This window comes from Streptomyces zhaozhouensis, from assembly GCF_900230195.1.
Classification (GTDB): domain Bacteria; phylum Actinomycetota; class Actinomycetes; order Streptomycetales; family Streptomycetaceae; genus Streptomyces; species Streptomyces zhaozhouensis.
On record NZ_OCNE01000003.1, the window covers coordinates 84,758 to 103,709 of the forward strand.

Below are 18,952 nucleotides of genomic sequence, written 5' to 3' on the forward strand. Positions count from 1 at the left end.
CCGGGTCAGCGGGCGCGGTTGAGCGACTGGAGCGCGGCGCGCAGCAGCGTGGGGACGGCCGGTGTCCCGCCCTCGGCGAGCTTCGCCTCGGCCTCCGGCCGCACCGCCTCGACGGCGCGCTCCGCCTCGCGCGGCTGGTAGCCCAACCCCACGAGCGCCTCGTGCAGTTGCTCGCTCCACCCGGCGGGGGCCGCGGCGCGCGCCTGCGGGAGGGGCGCACCGGTGTGCACGGGGGCGCCCAGCCGGTCCTTCAGCTCCAGCAGGAGCTTCTGCGCGCCCTTCTTGCCGATGCCGGGGACGGCGGTCAGCGCCTTCTCGTCGCCGGTGGAGACGGCCAGCCGCAGCGAGTCGGGCGAGTGCACCGCCAGCATCGCCTGGGCGAGCCGGGGGCCGACCCCGCTGGCCGTCTGGAGCAGCGTGAAGACCTGGCGCTCGTCGTCGTCGGCGAAGCCGTAGAGGGTGAGCGAGTCCTCCCTGACCACCAGGGCGGTGGCCAGCCTGGCGGGCTGGCCGACCCGCAGCGCGGCGAGGGTGCCGGGGGTGCACTGGACGGTCATGCCCACACCGCCGACCTCGACCACGGCGTGGTCGGGCGCTACGGCGGCGACGGGACCCGAGACAAAGGCGATCATGTGCGGGCGCTGCCCTTCGGCGGGGTGACGGCGGTGGACGGGCGGCCGGCGGCGCGGGCCCGCGCCGCGGCGACGCGCCGCTGGGCCGGGGAGCGCCAGATGTGGCAGATGGCCAGGGCCAGGGCGTCGGCGGCGTCCGCCGGGCGGGGCGGGGCCGACAGCCGGAGCAGCCGGGTGACCATGGCACCCACCTGCGCCTTCTCCGCCTGCCCGCTGCCGGTGACGGCGGCCTTGACCTCGCTCGGGGTGTGCAGCGCCACCGGCAGCCCGCGCCGGGCGGCGCAGAGCATGGCGACCGCGCTGGCCTGGGCGGTGCCCATCACGGTGCGCACGTTGTGCTGGCTGAAGACCCGCTCCACGGCGACGGACTCGGGCCGGTGGGCGTCCAGCCACTCCTCCAGGCCGCGCTCGATCAGCACCAGCCGCTCGGCGACGTCCATCTCCGCCGGGGTGCGGACCACGCCCACCCCGAGCATCGTCGGCGGCCGGCCGACGACGCCCTCCACCACGCCCACCCCGCAGCGGGTCAGCCCCGGGTCAACTCCCAGCACCCGCACCGGATCTCCTCATGCCTCGACCCCTCACCCGATCCCTCGACCGGCCGCCTGGCAGGCTACCGGCGACCACTGACAACGGGCGTCGCACGCCCGGGAATCGGCGTGGCGGGCCGGCGTCGCGGGGGCCGCGGCCCGGTCCTCGCGACCGGGGCCCGAGGGCCGGGCCGCGACGGCCCGCCGGGAACGGGGCGCCACGCGGCGGGGCGGCGACGGTCAGGCGTCGACCTCGGCCATCACGTCGTCGGGGACGTCGAAGTTGGCGAAGACGTTCTGCACGTCGTCGCTGTCCTCCAGCGCGTCGATCAGCCGGAAGATCTTCCGGGCGCCGTCCTCGTCCAGCTCCACCTGCATGGTGGGGACGAAGCTGGCCTCCGCCGAGTCGTAGTCGATCCCCGCGCCCTGGAGCGCGGAACGGACCGCCACCAGGTCGCTCGCCTCGCTGACCACCTCGTAGGACTCGCCCAGGTCGTTGACCTCCTCGGCGCCCGCCTCCAGCACCGCGGTGAGGACGTCGTCCTCGGACAGCCCGCCCTTGGGGACGATCACCACGCCCTTGCGATGGAACAGGTAGGAGACGGAGCCCGGGTCGGCCATCGAGCCGCCGTTGCGGGTCATCGCCACGCGCACGTCGGAGGCGGCGCGGTTGCGGTTGTCCGTCAGGCACTCGATGAGCACCGCGACGCCGTTCGGTCCGTACCCCTCGTACATGATCGTCTGGTAGTCGGCGCCGCCGGCCTCCAGGCCCGCTCCCCGCTTGACCGCGCGGTCGATGTTGGTGTTGGGGACGGAGCTCTTCTTCGCCTTCTGGATGGCGTCGAAGAGCGTGGGGTTGCCGTCCGGGTCGCCGCCGCCGGTGCGGGCCGCGACCTCGATGTTCTTGATCAGCTTGGCGAACAGCTTGCCGCGCTTGGCATCGATCACGGCCTTCTTGTGCTTGGTGGTTGCCCACTTGGAGTGGCCGGACACAGCGCTGCTCCTTCGATGTCGCCAGATGTTTCCCGTGCGTCAGTGCCCAGCGATCCTACCGGCAGCTCACCGGCCGGCCGCGCGCACCATCGAGACGAACAGCGCGTGCACCCGGTGGTCACCGGTCAACTCGGGGTGGAACGCGGTCGCCAGCAGGTTGCCCTGGCGCACGGCGACCGGGTGCCCGTCGTAGGCGGCGAGCGTCTCGGCCGAGGCGCCGACGGACTCCACCCAGGGGGCGCGGATGAAGACGCCGTGCACCGGTCCGCCCGCCACGTCCGCCATCTCGACGGCCGCCTCGAAGGACTCGTTCTGCCGGCCGAAGGCGTTGCGCCGGACGATCATGTCGATCCCGCCGACCGTCTCCTGGCCCGACCTCGGGTCGAGGATCTTGTCGGCGAGCATGATCATCCCGGCGCAGGAGCCGTAGACCGGCAGCCCCTCGGCGACCCGCGCGCGCAGCGGCTCCAGCAGGCCGAAGGCGGTGGCCAGCTTCGAGATGGTGGTCGACTCGCCGCCGGGGATCACCAGACCGGCGACGCCGGCCAGCTCCTCGGGCCGGCGCACCGGCCGGGGCGAGGCCCCGGCCGCGCGCAGGGCCGCGAGGTGCTCGCGCACGTCGCCCTGGAGGGCGAGCACGCCGACCTCGGGTGCCCCGGCCCCGGTGTCACCAGCCACGGGAGGCGTACCGCTCGCCGTCGGGCAGGGTGTCGAGGTTGATGCCGACCATGGCCTCGCCCAGGCCGCGCGAGACGTCGGCGACCACCTTGGGGTCGTCGTAGAACGTGGTCGCCTTGACGACGGCGGCGGCGCGCTTGGCCGGGTCGCCCGACTTGAAGATGCCGGAGCCGACGAAGACGCCCTCGGCACCCAGCTGCCGCATCAGCGCGGCGTCGGCCGGGGTCGCCACGCCGCCGGCGGAGAAGAGCACGACCGGGAGCCGGCCGGCCTCGGCGACCTCGCGGACCAGCTCGTACGGCGCGCGCAGCTCCTTGGCCGCCGCGTACAGCTCGTGGTTGTCCAGGGCGCGCAGCTTGCCGATCTCGCCCCTGATCTGCCGCATGTGGCGCACGGCCTCGACGACGTTGCCCGTGCCGGCCTCGCCCTTGGAGCGGATCATCGCCGCGCCCTCGGCGATGCGGCGCAGCGCCTCGCCCAGGTTGGTGGCACCGCAGACGAACGGGGTGGTGAACGACCACTTGTCGGTGTGGTTGACCTCGTCGGCGGGGGTCAGCACCTCGGACTCGTCGATGTAGTCGACGCCCAGCGCCTGGAGGACCTGGGCCTCGACGAGGTGACCGATCCTGGACTTGGCCATCACCGGGATGGAGACGGCCTCGATGATGCCGTCGATCATGTCGGGGTCCGACATGCGGGCGACGCCGCCGTCCTTGCGGATGTCGGCGGGCACGCGCTCCAGGGCCATGACGGCCACCGCGCCGGCGTCCTCGGCGATCCTGGCCTGCTCCGGGGTGACGACGTCCATGATCACCCCGCCCTTGAGCTGCTCGGCCATGCCGCGCTTGACCCGGGCGGTGCCGGTCTCCGGGGTGGCGGGGGTGCTGCTTGCGGGCGTGCTCGACACGGGACCTCACTCGACGCGGTAGGGGTGGCGGGTTGTCGCCCTCCATTGGACCGCTTCGGCGGCGCCGCCGGAAGGGCCAATCGTCCCTCGGTGGCTCCCCTGCCCGGTCCACCGGCGCCCTTGCCCGACCGGCGCGGGCGCCGACGGTCCTCGCGGTGCCGGCACGGCGTCGTTCCGCACCCCGGCGGGCGGTTGCCGGCGCGGTTCCCGCGCCCCCTCACCCCCTGGGCGAGCCCCGACCGGGCAGGCGCGGCGCCCCTCGCCCCGGCGTCAACGGGCCGGGCCCGGGGCCAGGGGTTCGAGCAGGGAGGGCGGGGGTTCGTCGTCCATCTCGAAGGCCAGGGGGAACGGCGCGTGCCCCGCGAGGCGGAGCCAGCGCACCGTGCGGTGGCGGCGCACCGCCCGCGCCGCGCGGACCGCGTCGTTGTGGAAGCGGCGGGCCATCGGCACCCGGCGCACCGCCGCGACCAGCTCCGCCGCGCTGGCCTCCCCGCCGGGCGCCTCCAACACGGCCCGCAGCTGCGCCTGTTCGGCGAAGACGGCCCGCAGCGCCTGGGTCAGTTCGCTCTCGGCGACCTCGCGCCGCTCGTCCTCGGCGAGCCGCGCGCCGTGCGCGGCCTGGTAGAGCACCATCGAGGCGGCCGGGTCGAAGACCCCCGCCGTGGCCAGCTCCTGCGCGATGGAGGCGCGCCGCAGCAGGTGGGCGTCGAGCGCGGCCCTGGCCGCGTCGATGCGGGCGTGCAACCGGTCGAGGCGGCCTGCGGTCCAGCTGAGGTAGACGCCGACCAGCAACAGCGCGGCGACGATGACGATGACTGTGGTCACGCCCGGCCACCCTACCCGCGCCCCGCGCCGCGCGCGGGGTCAGTCGCGAAAGCCCAGCCGGGACAGCAGCCCGACCCGGTCGTCCGGGGCCACCGCGCCCGCCCCGGCCGTCACCGTCTCGTAGACGGCCAGCACGTCGGCGCCGACCGTGTCCCAGTCGAACCGGCGCACATGGCGGCTGCCGCGTTCGGTCAGCTCGGCCCGCCGGTCGGCGTCGCCCAGCAGCCGCACGGCGGCCGCCGCGAGCGCGTCGGCGTCCTCGTTGGCGAACAGCTCGCCCGCCGTGCCGCCGTCCAGCACCTGAGCGAACGCGTCCAGGTCGCTGGCCAGCACCGGCGCGCCGGCCGACAGTGCCTCGACCAGGATGATCCCGAAACTCTCGCCGCCGGTGTTGGGCGCCACGTAGGCGTCCACACTGCGCAGCAGCCGCGCCTTGTCCTCGTCGCTCACCATGCCCAGGAACTCGACGTTGGCGCGCAGTTCGGCCGGCAGCGGGGCCAGCGCCTCGCGTTCGTCGCCGCGTCCGGCGACCAGCAGCCGGGTGTCGGGGCGCTCCCGCAGGATGGCGGGCAGGGCCCGCATCAGCACCGGGAGCCCCTTGCGCGGCTCGTCGATCCGGCCGATGAAGCCGAGGGTGCCGCCCTGCCACTCGGAGCGCGGCTCGGCGTCGGCGAAGAAGTCGACGTCCACGCCGTTGGGGATCACCACCGCGTCCCCGCCCAGGTGTTCCACCAGGGTTCGACGGGCGTACTCGCTGACCGCGACGCGGGCGCTGATCTTCTCCAACGCCGGCTGGAGCATGGGGTAGGCGGCGACCATCGCGCGGGAGCGCGGGTTGGAGGTGTGGAACGTGGCGACGATCGGGCCGCGCGCCGCCCAGCAGGTCAGCAGCCCCAGCGAGGGGACGGCGGGCTCGTGGATGTGCAGCACCTCGAAGTCGCCGTCCTTGACCCAGCGGCGCACTTTGCTGACGGAGGTCAGGCCCAGGTTCACCCGGGCCACCGAGCCGTTGTACGGCACGGAGACGGCGCGGCCCGCGGAGACCACGTAGGACGGCAGCGGGGTGTCCTCGTCCGCGGGGGCCAGCACCGAGACGGAGTGGCCCCGTTCGATCAGGTGCTCGGCCAGGTCCCTGACATGGAACTGGACCCCGCCCGGAACGTCCCAGGAGTAGGGACAGACGATGCCGATCCTCATGGTCGCGTCCTCACCGTCTCGTGGGTCGTCGGTTTCTCATGCGCGGCTTCTCACGGGCGGGCCTCCCCCGCGGGCTCGGCGGTCGCCGGGCGCGGGGCGAGGTCGGCCGTCCACAGGCGTTGCAGCATGTGCCAGTCCTGCGGGTGGTCGGCGATGGCCTCGGCGAAACTGTCGGCGAGGGCCTGGGTCATCGCGGCGGTGCGTGCGGCGCGGGTGCCGTCCTCGGGGACGGGCAGCGGGGCGCCGACCCGGCCGCGCATCACCGGCGTCTCGTCGTACCAGAGGCGCACGGGCAGCAGCGCGGCTCCGGTCTGCTGGGCGAGCAGCGCGGGACCGGCCGGCATCCTGGCCGCCTCGCCGAAGAAGGTGACGGGCACCCCGGAGGCCGACAGGTCGCGGTCGGCGACGAGGGCGACGACGCCGCCCGCCCGCAGCCGGCGCGCGAGCACGCCGAAGGCCGAGCCGCCGTCGTGCGCGACGACCTCCATGCCCAGGCTCTCGCGATAGGCGATGAAGCGGTCGAAGAGCCGCTCGGGCTTCAGCCGCTCGGCGACGGTGGTGAACGGGATGCCCAGCTCGCTCGCCAGCCAGCCGCCCGCGAGGTCCCAGTTGGCCAGGTGGGGCAGGGCCAGCACCGCGCCCCGTTTCGAGGCGACGGCGTCGGTCAGGTGGTGGGCGTCCTCCAGGCGCAGCGAGGCGCCGAGCCGCTCCCTGCTCCAAACGGGCAGCCGGAAGGACTCCGTCCAGTACCGCAGATAGCTGCGCATCCCGGCTCTGGACAGCGCGCGCAGCTCCGCCTCGTCGGCCTCGGGCACCACCCGGGCGAGGTTGGCCTCCAACTGCCGCACCCGCGGGCCGCGTCGGCGCCAGGTGCGGTCGGCGGCCCGGCGGCCCAGCGACATCGCGACCGGCTCGGGCAGCCGTTTGACGGTGCTCCAGCCGAGTTGGTAGCCGAGATCGGCCAGGCGCTCCCTCATGCCTGCTCGCGCTTCGCCTCGGGCGGCGTGTCGGCGGCCTCGCTGGTCCGGGCGGCCTCGGCCGCGTCGGCCTCCGCGGACTCGCGGCGCACGGTGACCATCCGCTGGACCAGCGTCACCAGGCTGCCGACGGCGACCACCCACAGCGCGAGCGGGAGCAGCAGACCGATGTGCGGCACGTCGAAGGTGCGCTCCCAGCCGGCGAACCCGGCGAGCACCAGGGTGATCACCAGCCGCTCCGCGCGCTCCACCAGGCCGTTGACGGCGACCGGCAGGCCGATGGACTCGCCCCTGGCCTTGGTGTAGGAGACGACCTGGCCGCTGGCGAGGCAGAACAGCGTGACCGCGCAGAGGACCTGGTTGTCCCCGCCGCCCGCGTACCAGAGCGCGATGCCGGAGAAGATGGCCGCGTCCGCGACCCGGTCCAGGGTCGAGTCGAGGAAGGCGCCCCAGCGGCTGGAGACGCCCAGCTGCCGCGCCATGTTGCCGTCCACCAGGTCGGAGAAGACGAACAGGGTGATCACGACGGTGCCCCAGAAGAACTCGCCCCTGGGGTAGAAGGCCAGCGCTCCCGCCATCACTCCGGCGGTACCGATGAGGGTCACCGCGTCCGGGCTCACCCGCAGCCTGAGCAGCAGGGCGGCGAACGGGGTGAGGACACGCGTGAAGAATGCACGCGCGTACTTGTTGAGCATGTCCTTCCCAGGGGTCGCAGCGGGCCGCGCTTGGTCGGGCGGCCACCGGAGAGCCCATCGTAGTCACGCGCCGGACGGGCGCCGTCCCGCCCCGCCTCCACGGCGGGAACTGGCCTATCCGGCAGCGCCGTTGCACCCCGCGCCGATAGGCTGGCACCGGCAGGGTTGCCGGGTCCCGAGGAGGGGAACGGGCCTGTCGGTGACGGGTTCGTCGCGCGTGGTGCGCGTGCGGTGCCCACGGGCGGGCGGCGCGAGGGCGGTGAGCGGGGTGGCGGGCGGTTTCGTCAGCGGGCCCAAGGGCGGTGCCCGGCGGTCCTCGGTTGCCTCGGTCGCCCGGTGCGACGCGGAGGAAGGTTCCCCGGCGGGGCGTCCCGTCGGACGACTCAGGGAGTGGGGTCGGTCATGACGGCGCTTGACGACCTGCGGAACGCGGCGGGCGTGGAGTTCGACTTCGCGCCGGGCGCGCAGGTCCCGCTGTCCGGCGCGGGCAGCGGGAGAACGGGGCTCAGCCAACGCATCGCCTCGGTGGCCTACCGGGACGGCTCGCCGTCCCAGATCAAGGAGCCGAACGACGGGGCCAAGGTCAACGAGGGCAAGTTCACCCTGCTGGAGCCGGACCTGGGCGAGGCGTTCACCCGTGCCGTCGAGACCCGGATGCTGGCCGACGGCCGCAAGCCGCTGATCCAGGCGTTCGGCGCGGAGCCCCAGGTGGTGGTCGAGCACGCGCTGGCGGCCAAGCGCATCCGGCGGCAGCGCGACCGGCGGCTGACGGTGATCATGGCGGTTTTCGGACTGCTCTTCCTGCCGGGCGTCGCGGTCTGGCTCGGCCTCTTCCAGCTGCGCCGCACCTTCGCCGGCTCCCAGGACCGGCGGGCCGGCGCGCTGGGCTCGGCGCTGCTGCTGGCGATCGCCGCCCTGGTCGTGCTGCTGGTGCTCCGGGCCCCGGTGACCGGGGTGCTCCAGATCTATCTGTGGGCGATGCTCCCGGCGCCGGTGATCGGCTGGTTCCTCGCCAAGCAGGTCGCCGAGCGCACCGCGAAGAACCTCCGGGCGCACTGGGCCGACCTGGCGGGCGGCGGCGGCTCAGGCGTGGTGGTGCCCGAGGCCGTCCCGCAGAACCCGAACGACGCGGACGCCGAGCGGCTGCGGATCGGGCTGGCCAAGCTGGCGGCCGAGCAGGAGAGCAACCTGACGTACTACGCCGGCACCAAGGGGATACTCGGCATGGGCGTCCGCTGGGGCCACTGGCATCTGGCGGAGGATCTGCGGCCGCGCGACCCGGGCCGGGAGATCGACCCGTTCCGCAGCTGGGACGTGGCCCGCGCGATCGGCGACCAGATGCGGCTGCTGGAGCGCGGCCCGCTGCACACCGGCGGCTTCTCCGCGCCGGTGATAACGCACTGGGTGGTGCGCCACGTGGGCGAGGGCGCCGGCGAGGTGGGGCGGCCGGAGGGGCCGGACGCCGAGGGGTACCGCTTCAGCAAGATCGAGGTGGAGCGGATCTGCAACGAGCAGCAGTACGGCGCGGGCGACCGGCACTACCTGGGTGTTCAGTTCGTGCTCTGGGAGGGCGAGTTGGTGATCACCATGATGATCACCGTGACGGTCCTCCACCACACGCTGCGAATCGAGGTCTCCGGCTACGCGCTGGGCCCGCTGGACGGCTTCTTCGGCAAGAAGCCCAGCCCGCCGACGAAGTCGGTGCGTGGCTTCCCGAAGTTCTGGACCAAGCGCGACGTGCCCCAGCCGGTGGTGAACGCCTCCGAGGCGGTGCGGCTGGCGGCGCGGGCGCCGTTGACCTGGTTCCCGAAGACGCTGGACAAGTGGGGTGGCACCATCGCGCTGCCCGAGCCGTTCGGCCTCCGGCACACCTGGGCCACCAAGCCGTGGAACCACCGCTTCATGGTCGACGACGTGCTGCGCACCGCGACGCCGGTGCTGCGGGTCGCGCTGTCGGCGGCGTTCAAGGTGCTGCGCGAGAACGGCGTGGACATGGCGCCGTTCGACGCCAGGGCCGCCTCGCTGAGCGGCGCGATCCAGGACCTGTCGCCGAAGCACGCGGACGAGTACGGGATGTGAGCCGGGCGGCCGGGGGCCGCCGTCCCGGCGGTCCCCCGTCACACGCCTCGGCTACGCGGGCCAGGCTTCGGCGAGCATCCGGCGGGTGTCGGCGAGCAGCTGGGGCAGCACCTTGGTGTGGCCCACGACCGGCATGAAGTTGGCGTCGCCGCCCCAGCGCGGCACCACGTGCTGGTGCAGATGGGGCGCGATGCCGGCGCCGGCGGCGACGCCCTGGTTCATCCCGATGTTGAAGCCGTGCGCGCCCGATGCGGTGCGGATCGCGGTCATCGCCTGCTTGGTGAGGGTCGCCAACTCGGCGGTCTCCGCCGCCGTCAGGTCGGTGTAGTCCGCGACGTGACGGTAGGGGACGACCAGCAGGTGGCCGCCGTTGTACGGGTAGAGGTTGAGCACCGCGTAGACGGTCTCGCCCCTGGTGATCACCAGGCCGTCCTCGTCGCTCTTGGCGGGGATCGAGCAGAAGGGGCAGCCGTCGTCGGCGCCGGGGCCGCTCGGTTTGCCCTCGCCCTGGATGTAGGCCATCCGGTGGGGCGTCCAGAGGCGTTGGAACGCGTCCGGTGTCCCCACCCCGATCTGCTGCTCCGGCTCGCTGCTCATGACGGCCAGCATATGGCGTCCGGAGGGCAGGGGGCCCCCGGGTCGGGCCCGGGGGCCACACGACGGCCGAAGATCGCCGTTCGGGACGAGACCTCCCGGCGCCGGGCGCCGGGCCGCTCAGACCTGGACGCGCCTGGCCACCGCGTCCGCGATCTCGGCCAGGGCCTCGGCGCGCGGGACGCCGTTGCGCTGGGTGCCGTCCCGGTAACGGAAGCTGACGGTGCCGGCCGCCTGGTCGTCGTCGCCGACGATCAGCATGAACGGCACCTTGGCGCGCTGGGCGTTGCGGATCTTCTTCTGCATCCGGTCGGCCGAGGCGTCGACCTCCATGCGCAGCCCGGCCGCCTTCGCCTCGGCGGCGAACTCGCTGAGATACGGCACGTGGTTGTCCCCGACCGGGATGCCCACGGCCTGGACCGGGGCGAGCCAGGGAGGGAAGGCGCCCGCGTAGTGCTCCAGCAGCACGGCGAAGAAGCGCTCGATGGAGCCGAAGAGCGCCCGGTGGATCATGACCGGCGTCTGCCGGCTGCCGTCGGCGGCCGTGTACTCCAGGGCGAACCGCTTGGGCTGCTGGAAGTCCACCTGGAGGGTGGACATCTGCCAGGTGCGGCCGATGGCGTCCCTGGCCTGCACGGAGATCTTCGGCCCGTAGTAGGCGGCGCCGCCCGGGTCCATCACCAGCTCCAGGCCCTGCTTCTCGGCGGCCTGCCGCAGCACCTCGGTGGCCTCGGCCCACTCCCCGGGCTCGCCGATGAACTTGTCCGAGTCGTCCCTGGTGGAGAGTTCGAGGTAGAAGTCGTCGAGGCCGTAGTCGCGCAGCAGCCCGAGCACGAAGGTGAGCAGCTCGTCGAGCTCCTCGGGCATCTGCTCCTTGGTGCAGTAGATGTGCGAGTCGTCCTGCGTGAACCCGCGCGCCCTGGTCAGCCCGTGGACGACGCCCGACTTCTCGTACCGGTAGACCGTGCCGAACTCGAAGAGCCGCAGCGGCAATTCCCGGTAGGAACGCCCACGCGCCCTGAAAATCAGGTTGTGCATGGGGCAGTTCATTGCCTTGAGGTAATAGTCCTGCCCCTCGAATTCCATGGGCGGGAACATGGACTCGGCGTAGTTCGGGAGGTGACCCGAGGTCTCGAAGAGCTTGCGCTTGGTGATGTGCGGCGTGTTGACGAATTCGTAGTCGGCGTCCTCGTGCCGCTTCCTCGAATAGTCCTCCATCACCCGGCGGACGGTGCCGCCCTTCGGGTGGAAGACCGCCAGTCCCGAGCCCAGCTCCTCGGGAATGGAGAACAGGTCCAGCTCGGCGCCGAGCTTCCGATGGTCACGCTTCTCGGCCTCGGCGAGGAACGCGAGATACGCCTTCAGCTCGTCCTGACTCGGCCAGGCGGTGCCGTACACCCGCTGGAGCTGCGGGTTGCGCTCGCTGCCGCGCCAGTACGCGGCGGCGGAACGCATCAGCCGGAACGAGGGAATCAGTCGGGTGTTCGGCAGGTGAGGGCCCCGGCAGAGGTCGCGCCAGCACAGCTCGCCGGACTTGGGGTCCACGTTGTCGTAGATGGTCAGCTCGCCGGCGCCGACCTCGGCGCCCGCGCCCTCGGCCGACTCGGCGGCGGCGCCCTTGAGCCCGATCAGCTCCAGCTTGTAGGGCTCGTCGGCCAGTTCGGCGCGGGCCTCCTCGTCGCTGACCGGCCGGCGGACGAAGCGCTGGCCCTGCTTCTGGATGCGGCGCATCTGCTTCTCGATGCGGCCCAGGTCCTCGGGCGTGAACGGCTCGGCGACGTCGAAGTCGTAGTAGAAGCCGTCCTTGATGGGCGGGCCGATGCCGAGCTTGGCCTCGGGGTACAGCTCCTGGACCGCCTGGGCCAGCACGTGGGCCGTGGAGTGGCGCAGGATGTCGAGCCCGTCGGGCGAGGCCAGCTCGACCGGGGCGACCTCGTCGCCGTCGGTCAGCGGGTGCGTGAGGTCGCGCAGTTCGCCGCCGATCCGGGCGGCCACCACCGTGCGTTCGCCCTCGAAGAGCGCGGCGGCCGTCGTCCCCGTGGGCACGACGCGCTCCTCACGCTCGCCGTCGCGCGTTACGGATACTCGGACATCCGCCACCGGTGCTCTCCCGTCTCGGTCGGGCACGACGCCAGCGCGTCGCGCCCCTATACGGCCTGGAACTGCGGGGACTCCCGCTCCCGCACGGCATGGTACCGAGCGGCGGGACCCCCGCCTCGGGCCCGGCCCCTCATGACGAGGGCCGGTCCGCAGCTGCGGACCGGCCTCATCCCGGGGTGGGCGATACTGGGTTCGAACCAGTGACCTCTTCGGTGTGAACGAAGCGCTCTCCCACTGAGCTAATCGCCCGGGTTTTCTGTGCCCCTCGGCACGGGAAGAACCATACAGGGCAGGTCACCTGACGTCCAAACCGGCTTTCACGGCCGGCTCCCCCGAGGGTCCCGCGGACCCCGCCGGCCACGTGTCCAGGCGCGCAGACCCCGCTCTCCCGAACGCATCATCGCCGCGTGGTTGGCGCGGAACACGGGCCTGGCCAGCGGCCCGAGCCGCAGCGGCAGACCGCCGGTGACCACGCAGTCCTGCGCGTGGACGACCAGCGTCCCGCGCCCCTGCGGGAAGAGCGACCAGCACAGCCACCCCTCCAGGTCCCCCGAGAGCCGGATCTCCAGCCGCCCGAGCGCCTCGTCCCGCTCCCCCGCACGCACCCCGACCCGCAGCTCGTAGGGGAGGAACGAACGGAACCGGGCCGTCCCGCTCTCCTCCCCCGTACGGACCACCTCGCGGATCTCGGGCCACCAGCGGGGATAGTCCATCGGCTCGTTCAGCACCGCGAACACGTCGCCGGCCGGCGCGGCGACACGCCAGACACCACCGAATTGATAGCGACTCCACCAGCCATGAGACATGTTCGTCACTCTAGGCATGTACCCCCGTCACCGGCTCGACCATTCGAATGACCTTAATGGGAGCAATGCGGGCAGACCGGTTTACAACCGGCGGGTATGTGGCATCTCGATTTGGCCGACGTGCGAATCCCCGAGCGCACACTGAGCGAAAGGCCCTGGCGCTTATGAACACCACGGTCAGCTGCGAGCTGCACCTGCGCCTCGTTGTGTCGAGCGAGTCCTCACTTCCTGTACCCGCGGGGCTGCGGTATGACACGGCGGACCCCTACGCCGTACACGCCACATTTCACACCGGAGCCGAAGAAACCGTCGAATGGGTATTCGCCCGCGATCTGTTGGCCGAAGGGCTGCACCGGCCGACGGGAACGGGCGACGTACGGGTATGGCCCTCCCGCAGCCACGGGCAGGGGGTGGTCTGCATCGCCCTCAGCTCTCCCGAGGGAGAGGCGTTGCTTGAGGCCCCGGCCCGAGCCCTGGAGTCGTTCCTCAAGCGGACCGACGCGGCCGTGCCCCCGGGCACGGAGGACCGACACTTCGATCTGGACACGGAGCTCTCCCACATCCTCGCGGAGAGCTGACGACCCGCCGGTCCCGCACCGTCTGAACTCGGGGCGACGGCGCGGGACCGGCTCCCCCACCACGGCACCGTCGCGGAACACCCACCGCGGCGGTGCCTTTCTGTGCGGCGGAGCGGAGGGGAGCGGCCGTCCGCCCGGGGCCCGGCGCCACCGTCGTCACCCCGCGCGTCAGAGCCAGAACTGGTCGTGGACGCCGGCGATCAGCAGGAGGGTGCAGATGACGGTGAGGAAGAGCATCAGCGGGGGCTGGGAGACCGCGAAGAGGCAGCCCTTCGGCTCGGCGGCCGCTTCCTCGGGGGGCGCCTCGACGCGAAGGGGCGTGGGCGCGGTGGCGGGGCGTTCGGGAGCGTGCTCCCTGGTGATGTGGGGCATGACGCCCGCGATCATGGCGCAGCGTCGAGTGGCGCCGCGATCGGGGGGGTCTCGTTCGCGCGACAATGCGCCGTTCTCCCGGTGTGGACCGGGTCTCTCGTGCTAGGGCCGCGCGTCAGATGCCGTGCTTCTTGAGGATCGCCTCGATGTCGGAGAAGTCGTCGGCGCCGCCGGCCGCCTCCTTGCCCTTGCGGCCGGTGGCCGGCAGGGCCGGGGTGCCGGCGCCCCGGGAGCTGACCGGCGGGGAGCCGGGCTCGGCGGCCGCCGGGGAGGGGGCCTGGCCGCGGTCGCGGTCGGCGAAGCGGGCGCAGAGGAAGAGCAGCACGGCGAAGCCGAGCACGCCGACGCCGACCCAGGCGATCGGGTTGAAGGTCATGTTGATGATCAGGCGCAGGATGCCCGTCATCGCGAGGCCGACCGGCACCAGCGACACCGCCGCCAGCCGCATCGCGGTGGCGTACCGGCGGCGCTTGGCCACCAGCAGCGAGAGCCCCAGGCCGGCGACGGACAGCAGAGTACATACGGTGCCAGTCAACATCTTTCCATCGTGCCCAACGGATGCCCGGGGGGCCAGCGTCAGGGGTGCGGATCAGGGAGATCTCGGGGTTGTCGGTGGCGGATGCGAGACTGACCGCCATGAACGAGACGAGCGGTCAGGCCGTTCTTGAGGTGTGGTGTGACCTTCAGTGTCCGGACTGTCACCGGGCGGAGGGTGACCTGAGCGCGCTGGGCGAGCGGTTCGGCCCGGCGCTGGAGATCAGGCGGCGGCACTTCCCGCTTCCCGGGCACAAGCACGCGCTGGCGGCGGCGCAGGCCGCGGAGGAGGCGTTCGCCCAGGGCCGCGGGGACGACTACTGGACGGCGCTGCTGGGCAGGACGGTCGAGCTGGGGCGGCGCGGGGAGCCGGTGCTGCTGGAGCTCGCGGGTGAACTGGGCCTGGACGCGGAGGAGTTCGAGACCGCGTTGATCGACGGCCGGCACCTGTTGCAGGTGGACGCCGATCACGCCGAGGGGAAGGCGCTGGGCGTGACGGGCACCCCGACCTACCTGATCGACGGGCAGCGGCTCGACGGCGGGAAGTCGCAGGAGGGGCTGGGCGAGCGGATCGCCGGCATCGTCGAGCGCCTGGTCGCCGCGGACTGAGCGGGAGGGCGGGGGTCAGAGCAGCGGCTTGCTCAGGTGGTGGCGCAGCGGCCGATAGCCGAGGGAGGCGGCCAGCCGGGTGGCGGGGAGGTTGCCGGCGAAGGCGTGGGCCGCGAGGCGCTTGGCGCCGCGCTCCGCGGCGAGGCGCTCGGCGTGGGCCAGCAGCGTGTGGCCGTGCCCGAGCCCGCGGTGGTCGGGGGCGACGCTGACGCCCATCACCGCCGGGTCGCCCTCGGCGTTCTCCCCGGTCCTGGTGAGCCAGCAGCTGCCGACGGGCACCCCGTCGTGCTCCAGCACCCGCACCAGCACGCCGGGCGTCGCGAGGCCGTCCGGGAGGGCGGCGGCCGTGGCGGCGTCGGCGCGGAAGGCGGCGCGTTCCGGCGGCAGTCCGCGCTCGGTCCAGGAGCGGGCGTAGGAGGCGCGTTCGGCGGCCAGCCAGGGGTGGAACTCCGCCCCGGTCAGCGGCCGCGGCACGCTCCCCTCGGGCGGCGGTGGCGGAGGGTCGGCGAGCTCCTTGCCGAGGGTGCGCCAACGCGCCGTGTAGCCGAGGGAGTTGGCCAGCCGCAGGGCGCCGGTCGAGGTGTCGGGGACGGTGACGTCCGCCTGGCCGCAGCCCCAGGAGCGCAGCACCTCCTCGGCGGCGAGCGCGGCGACGGTGCCGCGTCCGCGACCGCGCTCCGCCGGCACCACGGTCAGGTCGGCCAGCCGGCCGGCGTGGTGCCCGAAGCGGGCGTCGGTGGTGAGCCTGAGGCCGCCGACCGGGCGGCCGTTGACCGTGATCGCGAAGGCGCGGGCGCGGCCGCCGTCGGCGGTGCGTTCCTCGGGACCCGTGGGGCGCAGCGTGGTGGTCATCGCCGGATGTCTACCCAGCGACGGGCCGTTACTCCCCGGCCACGGCGGGGCCCGGGGCCCCGCCGGTCACGGGTCCTGGTCGTCGGCCGCGCGGGCGCGGAAGACACGCAGCGCCTCGGCGGTGACGGGCCCGGGGGCGCCGGGGACCTCGCGGCCGTCGACCCGGCGCACGGCCTGGACGTCGCGGGTGCTTGAGGTGAGGAAGACCTCGTCGGCGCGGTCCAGGACGTCCATCGGCAGCTCGGTCTCCTTGGCGCCCGTCCACTCGACGACCAGGGCCCTGGTCACGCCTGGCAGGCAGCCGGAGGAGAGCGGCGGGGTGTGGGCGACCCCGTCCAGGACGACGAAGACGTTGGTGCCGGTGCCCTCGCAGAGCTGGCCGGCGTTGTTCCCGAACAGCGCCTCGGAGGCGGCCTGTTGACGGGCGCGGGCGAGGGCGAGCACGTTCTCCGCGTAGGAGGTGGTCTTCAGGCCGGTGAGCGCGCCGCGCTCGTTCCTCGTCCAGGGGACGGTGATCACGGCGGTGGTCTCCGGCGGCGCCTTGGCCTCGGCGTGCGCGACGACGAGGGTGGGCCGGGCGTCGCCCCGGTCGGAGCCGAGCGGGGAGTGGCCGCCCGTGTAGGTGATCCGCACCCGGCCGCGCGCCAGCGGGACGGCCTCCAGCACCGCGTCGATCGCGCGCCGCACCTCGTCCCGGTCGGGGTCGGGCAGGCCGAGGCCGGCGGCCGAGGAGGCGAGCCGGTCGAGGTGGCGGCGGAGCGCGAACGGGCGCCCCCGTTCGGTCTTCAGCGTCTCGAACACCCCGTCGCCGACGGTCAGTCCGTGGTCGAAGACGGAGACCCGCGCGCTGTCCGCGTCCCGCAACTCGCCGTCCAGCCAGATCAGCGTCATGGCGGCTTCCTCACCTCGCGTTGGCTTCTTCCCGCTCCCCCGGCACCGACGCTACCCGAAGGAGCCGCTCGGCCTTGAGCACCGTCTCCGCCCACTCGCCGGCGGGGTCGGAGTCCCAGGTGATGCCGGCGCCGGCGCCGAAGCGCAGCCGGGGGCCCCGGCCGGGGCCGGCGCGGTCGATCCAGAAGGTGCGGATGGCGACGGCCAGCTCGCCGACGCCCTGGTCGGCGTCGACCCAGCCGACACCGCCGCAGTAGGGGCCGCGCGGCGCGGTCTCCAGCGCGGCTATGGCGCGCAGCGCGCTGGACTTGGGGGCACCGGTGACGGAGCCCGGCGGGAAGGTGTGGGCCAGCAGCTCGGGCCAGCCGGCGCCCGCGGCGAGCCGGCCGGTCACCCGGGAGACGAGATGCACCAGTCCCGGGTACTCCTCGGGGCCGCAGAGCTGGGGAACGGCGACCGTCCCCGGGGCGCAGACCGCGCCCAGGTCGTTGCGGACCAGGTCGACGATCATCACGTTCTCGGCCCGGTCCTTGGGCAGCAGCAGCTCGGTGGTGCGGGCCGTGCCCTTGATGGGGCCCGACTCCACCAGTTCCCCGTCGCGGCGGAGGTACAGCTCGGGTGAGGCGGTCGCGACCTCGACGCCGTGCGCGGGGAGGCGCACGCTCCCCGCGTAGCGCGCGGGATGGCGCGTGGCGAGCTGGGCGCGCAACGCGTCGATGTCGGCGGCCGGGTCGGGCAGCGGCGCGGACAACACCCGGCAGAGGTTGACCTGGTACACCTCGCCGGCCGCGATCCGGTCGTGGACCGCGGCGACGCCGGCCACATAGGCGGCGCGGTCGAGCGAGCTGGTCCAGGCCGCCGGGTCCGGGCCGCGCCAGCGCGCGGGCGGGGGCGCGGCCGGGGCGGTGCGCAGGGTGGCGAACCGCGCGCAGACCAGCCGTCCGTCGAAGCCGGCCACCACCGCCCACCAGCCCTCGGAGTCCAGCGCCGCCGGGTCGTCGGTGACGTCGACGAGGTCGGTCGCGAGCATCCCGCCGAAGCGGGCGAGCGGAGGGTGTTCGTACACCTGCGCGAGTCTACGAGGGGGGCGTCCGGAAGGTGAGTTTGAGCTGGCGGGCGAATCCGCTAGAGTTCATGACGTCGCCGGGTCGCAGACCTAGGGCCCGGAGGACACCTGCGGACGTAGCTCAGTTGGTAGAGCATCACCTTGCCAAGGTGGAGGTCGCGAGTTCGAATCTCGTCGTCCGCTCGAAGAGGGCGGTTGCCCTCATTCGGTGGAGTGGCCGAGAGGCGAGGCAACGGCCTGCAAAGCCGTCTACACGGGTTCAAATCCCGTCTCCACCTCGGACGATTAGCTCAGCGGGAGAGCGCTTCCCTGACACGGAAGAGGTCACTGGTTCAATCCCAGTATCGTCCACTGGGTCCGCGAGGACCCGCACGCGCGATTAGCTCAGCGGGAGAGCGCTTCCCTGACACGGAAGAGGTCACTGGTTCAATCCCAGTATCGCGCACCAGCGTCAACGGCCGAGGGCCCGGAAGCTCACCGCTTCCGGGCCCTCGGCCGTTCTCCGTACGCGATCCGGTCCGCTCTCATCCCTGAGGAGGAGGACCCCCGAGGCGGGTGCCGTCGCCGTCGAGGGGGCCGGGCGGGCCTGGCGGAGCGGATGGAACGGGCGCGGACCCGGGCGGACCGCGTGGACCGCGTGGACCGGGCGGAAAGACAAAGGTGCCCGGGCGGCTCCCCAGCCGCCCGGGCACAATGCCGTCCGTCTCCCCGTCCCCACGGGGTGGTGTTGCCGGTGTCCCCGACCCGGGCCGCTCTCCCGAGCCCGGGGCGCCGCTCAGCGCCCCAGCGTGCCGGCCACGGACGACGCCTGGGTGACGACGGCGTCGATGCCGCCCGTCATGAAAGCGAGAGCGAACGCCAACGGCAGCACCATCGCGGCCGCCACCAGGGGGTGACGCCTGTCGGTGGTCGGGTGGGGGGCCCGCTCTGCCGTGCTCATGCGTGTCATCTCCGCACTCCAGTCCGTCTGTTGGTCAGCGGCGGACGATTGACCTCGGGGGACGGGCTACGTCCGCCGCTGCACCTCAACTCTAGGC

The 18,952-nt window shown here is 73.3% G+C and carries 21 protein-coding genes and 5 tRNA genes; 7 read left to right on the forward strand and 19 right to left on the reverse strand.

Features of this window, described 5'->3' with window-relative positions:
* Positions 1-5: 5 nt before the first annotated feature.
* The 9 genes from ruvA to pgsA form a co-directional block, all read right to left on the reverse strand.
* A complete protein-coding gene (gene ruvA, locus CRP51_RS06205) occupies positions 6-632 on the reverse strand; it encodes a Holliday junction branch migration protein RuvA (protein WP_097230001.1) in 627 nt (208 codons plus the stop codon).
* Positions 629-1,189, reverse strand: a complete 561-nt coding sequence (gene ruvC / locus CRP51_RS06210) for a crossover junction endodeoxyribonuclease RuvC (protein ID WP_097230002.1) — start codon at positions 1,187-1,189, stop codon at positions 629-631. Before ruvC ends, ruvA begins: the two co-directional genes overlap by 4 nt.
* A gap of 213 nt (positions 1,190-1,402) precedes the next feature.
* Positions 1,403-2,155 carry a YebC/PmpR family DNA-binding transcriptional regulator gene (locus CRP51_RS06215; protein ID WP_097230003.1) on the reverse strand — a complete coding sequence of 251 codons (753 nt, stop codon included), beginning with the start codon at positions 2,153-2,155 and terminating at the stop codon, positions 1,403-1,405.
* A 66-nt stretch (positions 2,156-2,221) separates the two neighbouring features.
* Positions 2,222-2,833 (reverse strand): pyridoxal 5'-phosphate synthase glutaminase subunit PdxT, encoded by a 612-nt coding sequence (gene pdxT, locus CRP51_RS06220; protein WP_097230004.1) that lies wholly within the window; start codon positions 2,831-2,833, stop codon positions 2,222-2,224.
* The gene (pdxS, locus tag CRP51_RS06225; protein WP_097230005.1) at positions 2,823-3,740 is read right to left on the reverse strand and encodes a pyridoxal 5'-phosphate synthase lyase subunit PdxS; all 918 of its coding nucleotides are present in this window, start codon (positions 3,738-3,740) and stop codon (positions 2,823-2,825) included. The genes pdxT and pdxS overlap by 11 nt, the downstream gene beginning before the upstream one ends.
* A gap of 270 nt (positions 3,741-4,010) precedes the next feature.
* Complete coding sequence (locus CRP51_RS06230; protein WP_097230006.1) at positions 4,011-4,565, reverse strand: LemA family protein; 555 nt, start codon at positions 4,563-4,565, stop codon at positions 4,011-4,013.
* Between the two features lie 39 nt (positions 4,566-4,604).
* Positions 4,605-5,762, reverse strand: coding sequence for a glycosyltransferase family 4 protein (locus CRP51_RS06235; RefSeq protein WP_097230007.1), 1,158 nt, complete (start codon positions 5,760-5,762; stop codon positions 4,605-4,607).
* A 50-nt stretch (positions 5,763-5,812) separates the two neighbouring features.
* The gene (locus tag CRP51_RS06240) at positions 5,813-6,739 is read right to left on the reverse strand and encodes a phosphatidylinositol mannoside acyltransferase (RefSeq protein WP_097230008.1); all 927 of its coding nucleotides are present in this window, start codon (positions 6,737-6,739) and stop codon (positions 5,813-5,815) included.
* Positions 6,736-7,434 carry a phosphatidylinositol phosphate synthase gene (pgsA, locus tag CRP51_RS06245; RefSeq protein ID WP_097230009.1) on the reverse strand — a complete coding sequence of 233 codons (699 nt, stop codon included), beginning with the start codon at positions 7,432-7,434 and terminating at the stop codon, positions 6,736-6,738. Before pgsA ends, CRP51_RS06240 begins: the two co-directional genes overlap by 4 nt.
* Positions 7,435-7,836: 402 nt before the next feature.
* On the opposite strand from pgsA, the gene CRP51_RS06250 reads away from it, so the two are divergent.
* Complete coding sequence (locus CRP51_RS06250; RefSeq protein ID WP_097230010.1) at positions 7,837-9,513, forward strand: AbeC-like domain-containing protein; 1,677 nt, start codon at positions 7,837-7,839, stop codon at positions 9,511-9,513.
* Positions 9,514-9,564: 51 nt separating this feature from the next.
* Here CRP51_RS06250 and CRP51_RS06255 read toward each other — a convergent pair whose 3' ends face one another.
* The 4 genes from CRP51_RS06255 to CRP51_RS06270 form a co-directional block, all read right to left on the reverse strand.
* The gene (locus tag CRP51_RS06255) at positions 9,565-10,122 is read right to left on the reverse strand and encodes an HIT family protein (protein WP_097230011.1); all 558 of its coding nucleotides are present in this window, start codon (positions 10,120-10,122) and stop codon (positions 9,565-9,567) included.
* 105 nt (positions 10,123-10,227) lie between these two features.
* Positions 10,228-12,207: a threonine--tRNA ligase gene (thrS, locus tag CRP51_RS06260; RefSeq protein WP_097230012.1), complete on the reverse strand. Its 1,980-nt coding sequence runs from the start codon at positions 12,205-12,207 to the stop codon at positions 10,228-10,230.
* 177 nt (positions 12,208-12,384) lie between these two features.
* A tRNA-Val gene (locus CRP51_RS06265) sits at positions 12,385-12,456 on the reverse strand.
* 68 nt (positions 12,457-12,524) lie between these two features.
* Positions 12,525-13,013, reverse strand: a complete 489-nt coding sequence (locus tag CRP51_RS06270; protein ID WP_097230013.1) for an SRPBCC family protein — start codon at positions 13,011-13,013, stop codon at positions 12,525-12,527.
* 164 nt (positions 13,014-13,177) lie between these two features.
* Here CRP51_RS06270 and CRP51_RS06275 point away from each other — a divergent pair, with 164 nt between their 5' ends.
* Entirely contained in the window at positions 13,178-13,591 is a 414-nt protein-coding gene (locus CRP51_RS06275) for an SsgA family sporulation/cell division regulator (protein ID WP_097230014.1), read from the forward strand.
* Between the two features lie 168 nt (positions 13,592-13,759).
* Here the strand turns inward: CRP51_RS06275 and CRP51_RS06280 are convergent, their stop codons facing one another.
* Both CRP51_RS06280 and CRP51_RS06285 read right to left on the reverse strand, forming a co-directional pair.
* Positions 13,760-13,963 carry a hypothetical protein gene (locus CRP51_RS06280; protein ID WP_245880405.1) on the reverse strand — a complete coding sequence of 68 codons (204 nt, stop codon included), beginning with the start codon at positions 13,961-13,963 and terminating at the stop codon, positions 13,760-13,762.
* A 115-nt stretch (positions 13,964-14,078) separates the two neighbouring features.
* Entirely contained in the window at positions 14,079-14,501 is a 423-nt protein-coding gene (locus CRP51_RS06285; RefSeq protein ID WP_097230015.1) for a hypothetical protein, read from the reverse strand.
* Between the two features lie 98 nt (positions 14,502-14,599).
* Here CRP51_RS06285 and CRP51_RS06290 point away from each other — a divergent pair, with 98 nt between their 5' ends.
* Positions 14,600-15,106, forward strand: coding sequence for a DsbA family protein (locus CRP51_RS06290; protein WP_097230309.1), 507 nt, complete (start codon positions 14,600-14,602; stop codon positions 15,104-15,106).
* 15 nt (positions 15,107-15,121) lie between these two features.
* On the opposite strand, the gene CRP51_RS06295 is transcribed toward CRP51_RS06290, so the two are convergent.
* The 3 genes from CRP51_RS06295 to CRP51_RS06305 form a co-directional block, all read right to left on the reverse strand.
* The gene (locus CRP51_RS06295; RefSeq protein ID WP_097230016.1) at positions 15,122-15,958 is read right to left on the reverse strand and encodes a GNAT family N-acetyltransferase; all 837 of its coding nucleotides are present in this window, start codon (positions 15,956-15,958) and stop codon (positions 15,122-15,124) included.
* Positions 15,959-16,024: 66 nt separating this feature from the next.
* Positions 16,025-16,849, reverse strand: a complete 825-nt coding sequence (locus tag CRP51_RS06300; protein WP_097230017.1) for an aminotransferase class IV — start codon at positions 16,847-16,849, stop codon at positions 16,025-16,027.
* Between the two features lie 10 nt (positions 16,850-16,859).
* A complete protein-coding gene (locus tag CRP51_RS06305) occupies positions 16,860-17,915 on the reverse strand; it encodes a chorismate-binding protein (RefSeq protein WP_097230018.1) in 1,056 nt (351 codons plus the stop codon).
* A 110-nt stretch (positions 17,916-18,025) separates the two neighbouring features.
* Here CRP51_RS06305 and CRP51_RS06310 point away from each other — a divergent pair.
* The 4 genes from CRP51_RS06310 (at position 18,026) to CRP51_RS06325 (ending at position 18,363) form a co-directional block, all read left to right on the forward strand.
* Positions 18,026-18,098, forward strand: a tRNA-Gly gene (locus CRP51_RS06310).
* 24 nt (positions 18,099-18,122) lie between these two features.
* A tRNA-Cys gene (locus CRP51_RS06315) sits at positions 18,123-18,193 on the forward strand.
* Position 18,194: 1 nt separating this feature from the next.
* Positions 18,195-18,266 (forward strand) — tRNA-Val (locus tag CRP51_RS06320).
* A gap of 22 nt (positions 18,267-18,288) precedes the next feature.
* Positions 18,289-18,363 (forward strand) — tRNA-Val (locus tag CRP51_RS06325).
* A 327-nt stretch (positions 18,364-18,690) separates the two neighbouring features.
* On the opposite strand, the gene CRP51_RS28735 is transcribed toward CRP51_RS06325, so the two are convergent.
* Positions 18,691-18,855 (reverse strand): hypothetical protein, encoded by a 165-nt coding sequence (locus tag CRP51_RS28735; protein WP_170970443.1) that lies wholly within the window; start codon positions 18,853-18,855, stop codon positions 18,691-18,693.
* Positions 18,856-18,952: the final 97 nt, after the last annotated feature.

Excerpts from the sequence above, each read along its gene's own strand:
- ruvA (WP_097230001.1), bottom strand. The coding sequence starts at position 632 with ATGATCGCCTTTGTCTCGGGTCCCGTCGCCGCCGTAGCGCCCGACCAC.
- CRP51_RS06235 (WP_097230007.1), bottom strand. The coding sequence starts at position 5,762 with ATGAGGATCGGCATCGTCTGTCCCTACTCCTGGGACGTTCCGGGCGGG.
- CRP51_RS06240 (WP_097230008.1), bottom strand. The coding sequence starts at position 6,739 with ATGAGGGAGCGCCTGGCCGATCTCGGCTACCAACTCGGCTGGAGCACC.
- pgsA (WP_097230009.1), bottom strand. The coding sequence starts at position 7,434 with ATGCTCAACAAGTACGCGCGTGCATTCTTCACGCGTGTCCTCACCCCG.
- CRP51_RS06250 (WP_097230010.1), top strand. The coding sequence starts at position 7,837 with ATGACGGCGCTTGACGACCTGCGGAACGCGGCGGGCGTGGAGTTCGAC.
- CRP51_RS06255 (WP_097230011.1), bottom strand. The coding sequence starts at position 10,122 with ATGCTGGCCGTCATGAGCAGCGAGCCGGAGCAGCAGATCGGGGTGGGG.
- CRP51_RS06270 (WP_097230013.1), bottom strand. The coding sequence starts at position 13,013 with ATGTCTCATGGCTGGTGGAGTCGCTATCAATTCGGTGGTGTCTGGCGT.
- CRP51_RS06275 (WP_097230014.1), top strand. The coding sequence starts at position 13,178 with ATGAACACCACGGTCAGCTGCGAGCTGCACCTGCGCCTCGTTGTGTCG.
- CRP51_RS06280 (WP_245880405.1), bottom strand. The coding sequence starts at position 13,963 with ATGCCCCACATCACCAGGGAGCACGCTCCCGAACGCCCCGCCACCGCG.
- CRP51_RS06285 (WP_097230015.1), bottom strand. The coding sequence starts at position 14,501 with ATGTTGACTGGCACCGTATGTACTCTGCTGTCCGTCGCCGGCCTGGGG.
- CRP51_RS06290 (WP_097230309.1), top strand. The coding sequence starts at position 14,600 with ATGAACGAGACGAGCGGTCAGGCCGTTCTTGAGGTGTGGTGTGACCTT.
- CRP51_RS06295 (WP_097230016.1), bottom strand. The coding sequence starts at position 15,958 with ATGACCACCACGCTGCGCCCCACGGGTCCCGAGGAACGCACCGCCGAC.
- CRP51_RS06300 (WP_097230017.1), bottom strand. The coding sequence starts at position 16,849 with ATGACGCTGATCTGGCTGGACGGCGAGTTGCGGGACGCGGACAGCGCG.
- CRP51_RS28735 (WP_170970443.1), bottom strand. The coding sequence starts at position 18,855 with ATGAGCACGGCAGAGCGGGCCCCCCACCCGACCACCGACAGGCGTCAC.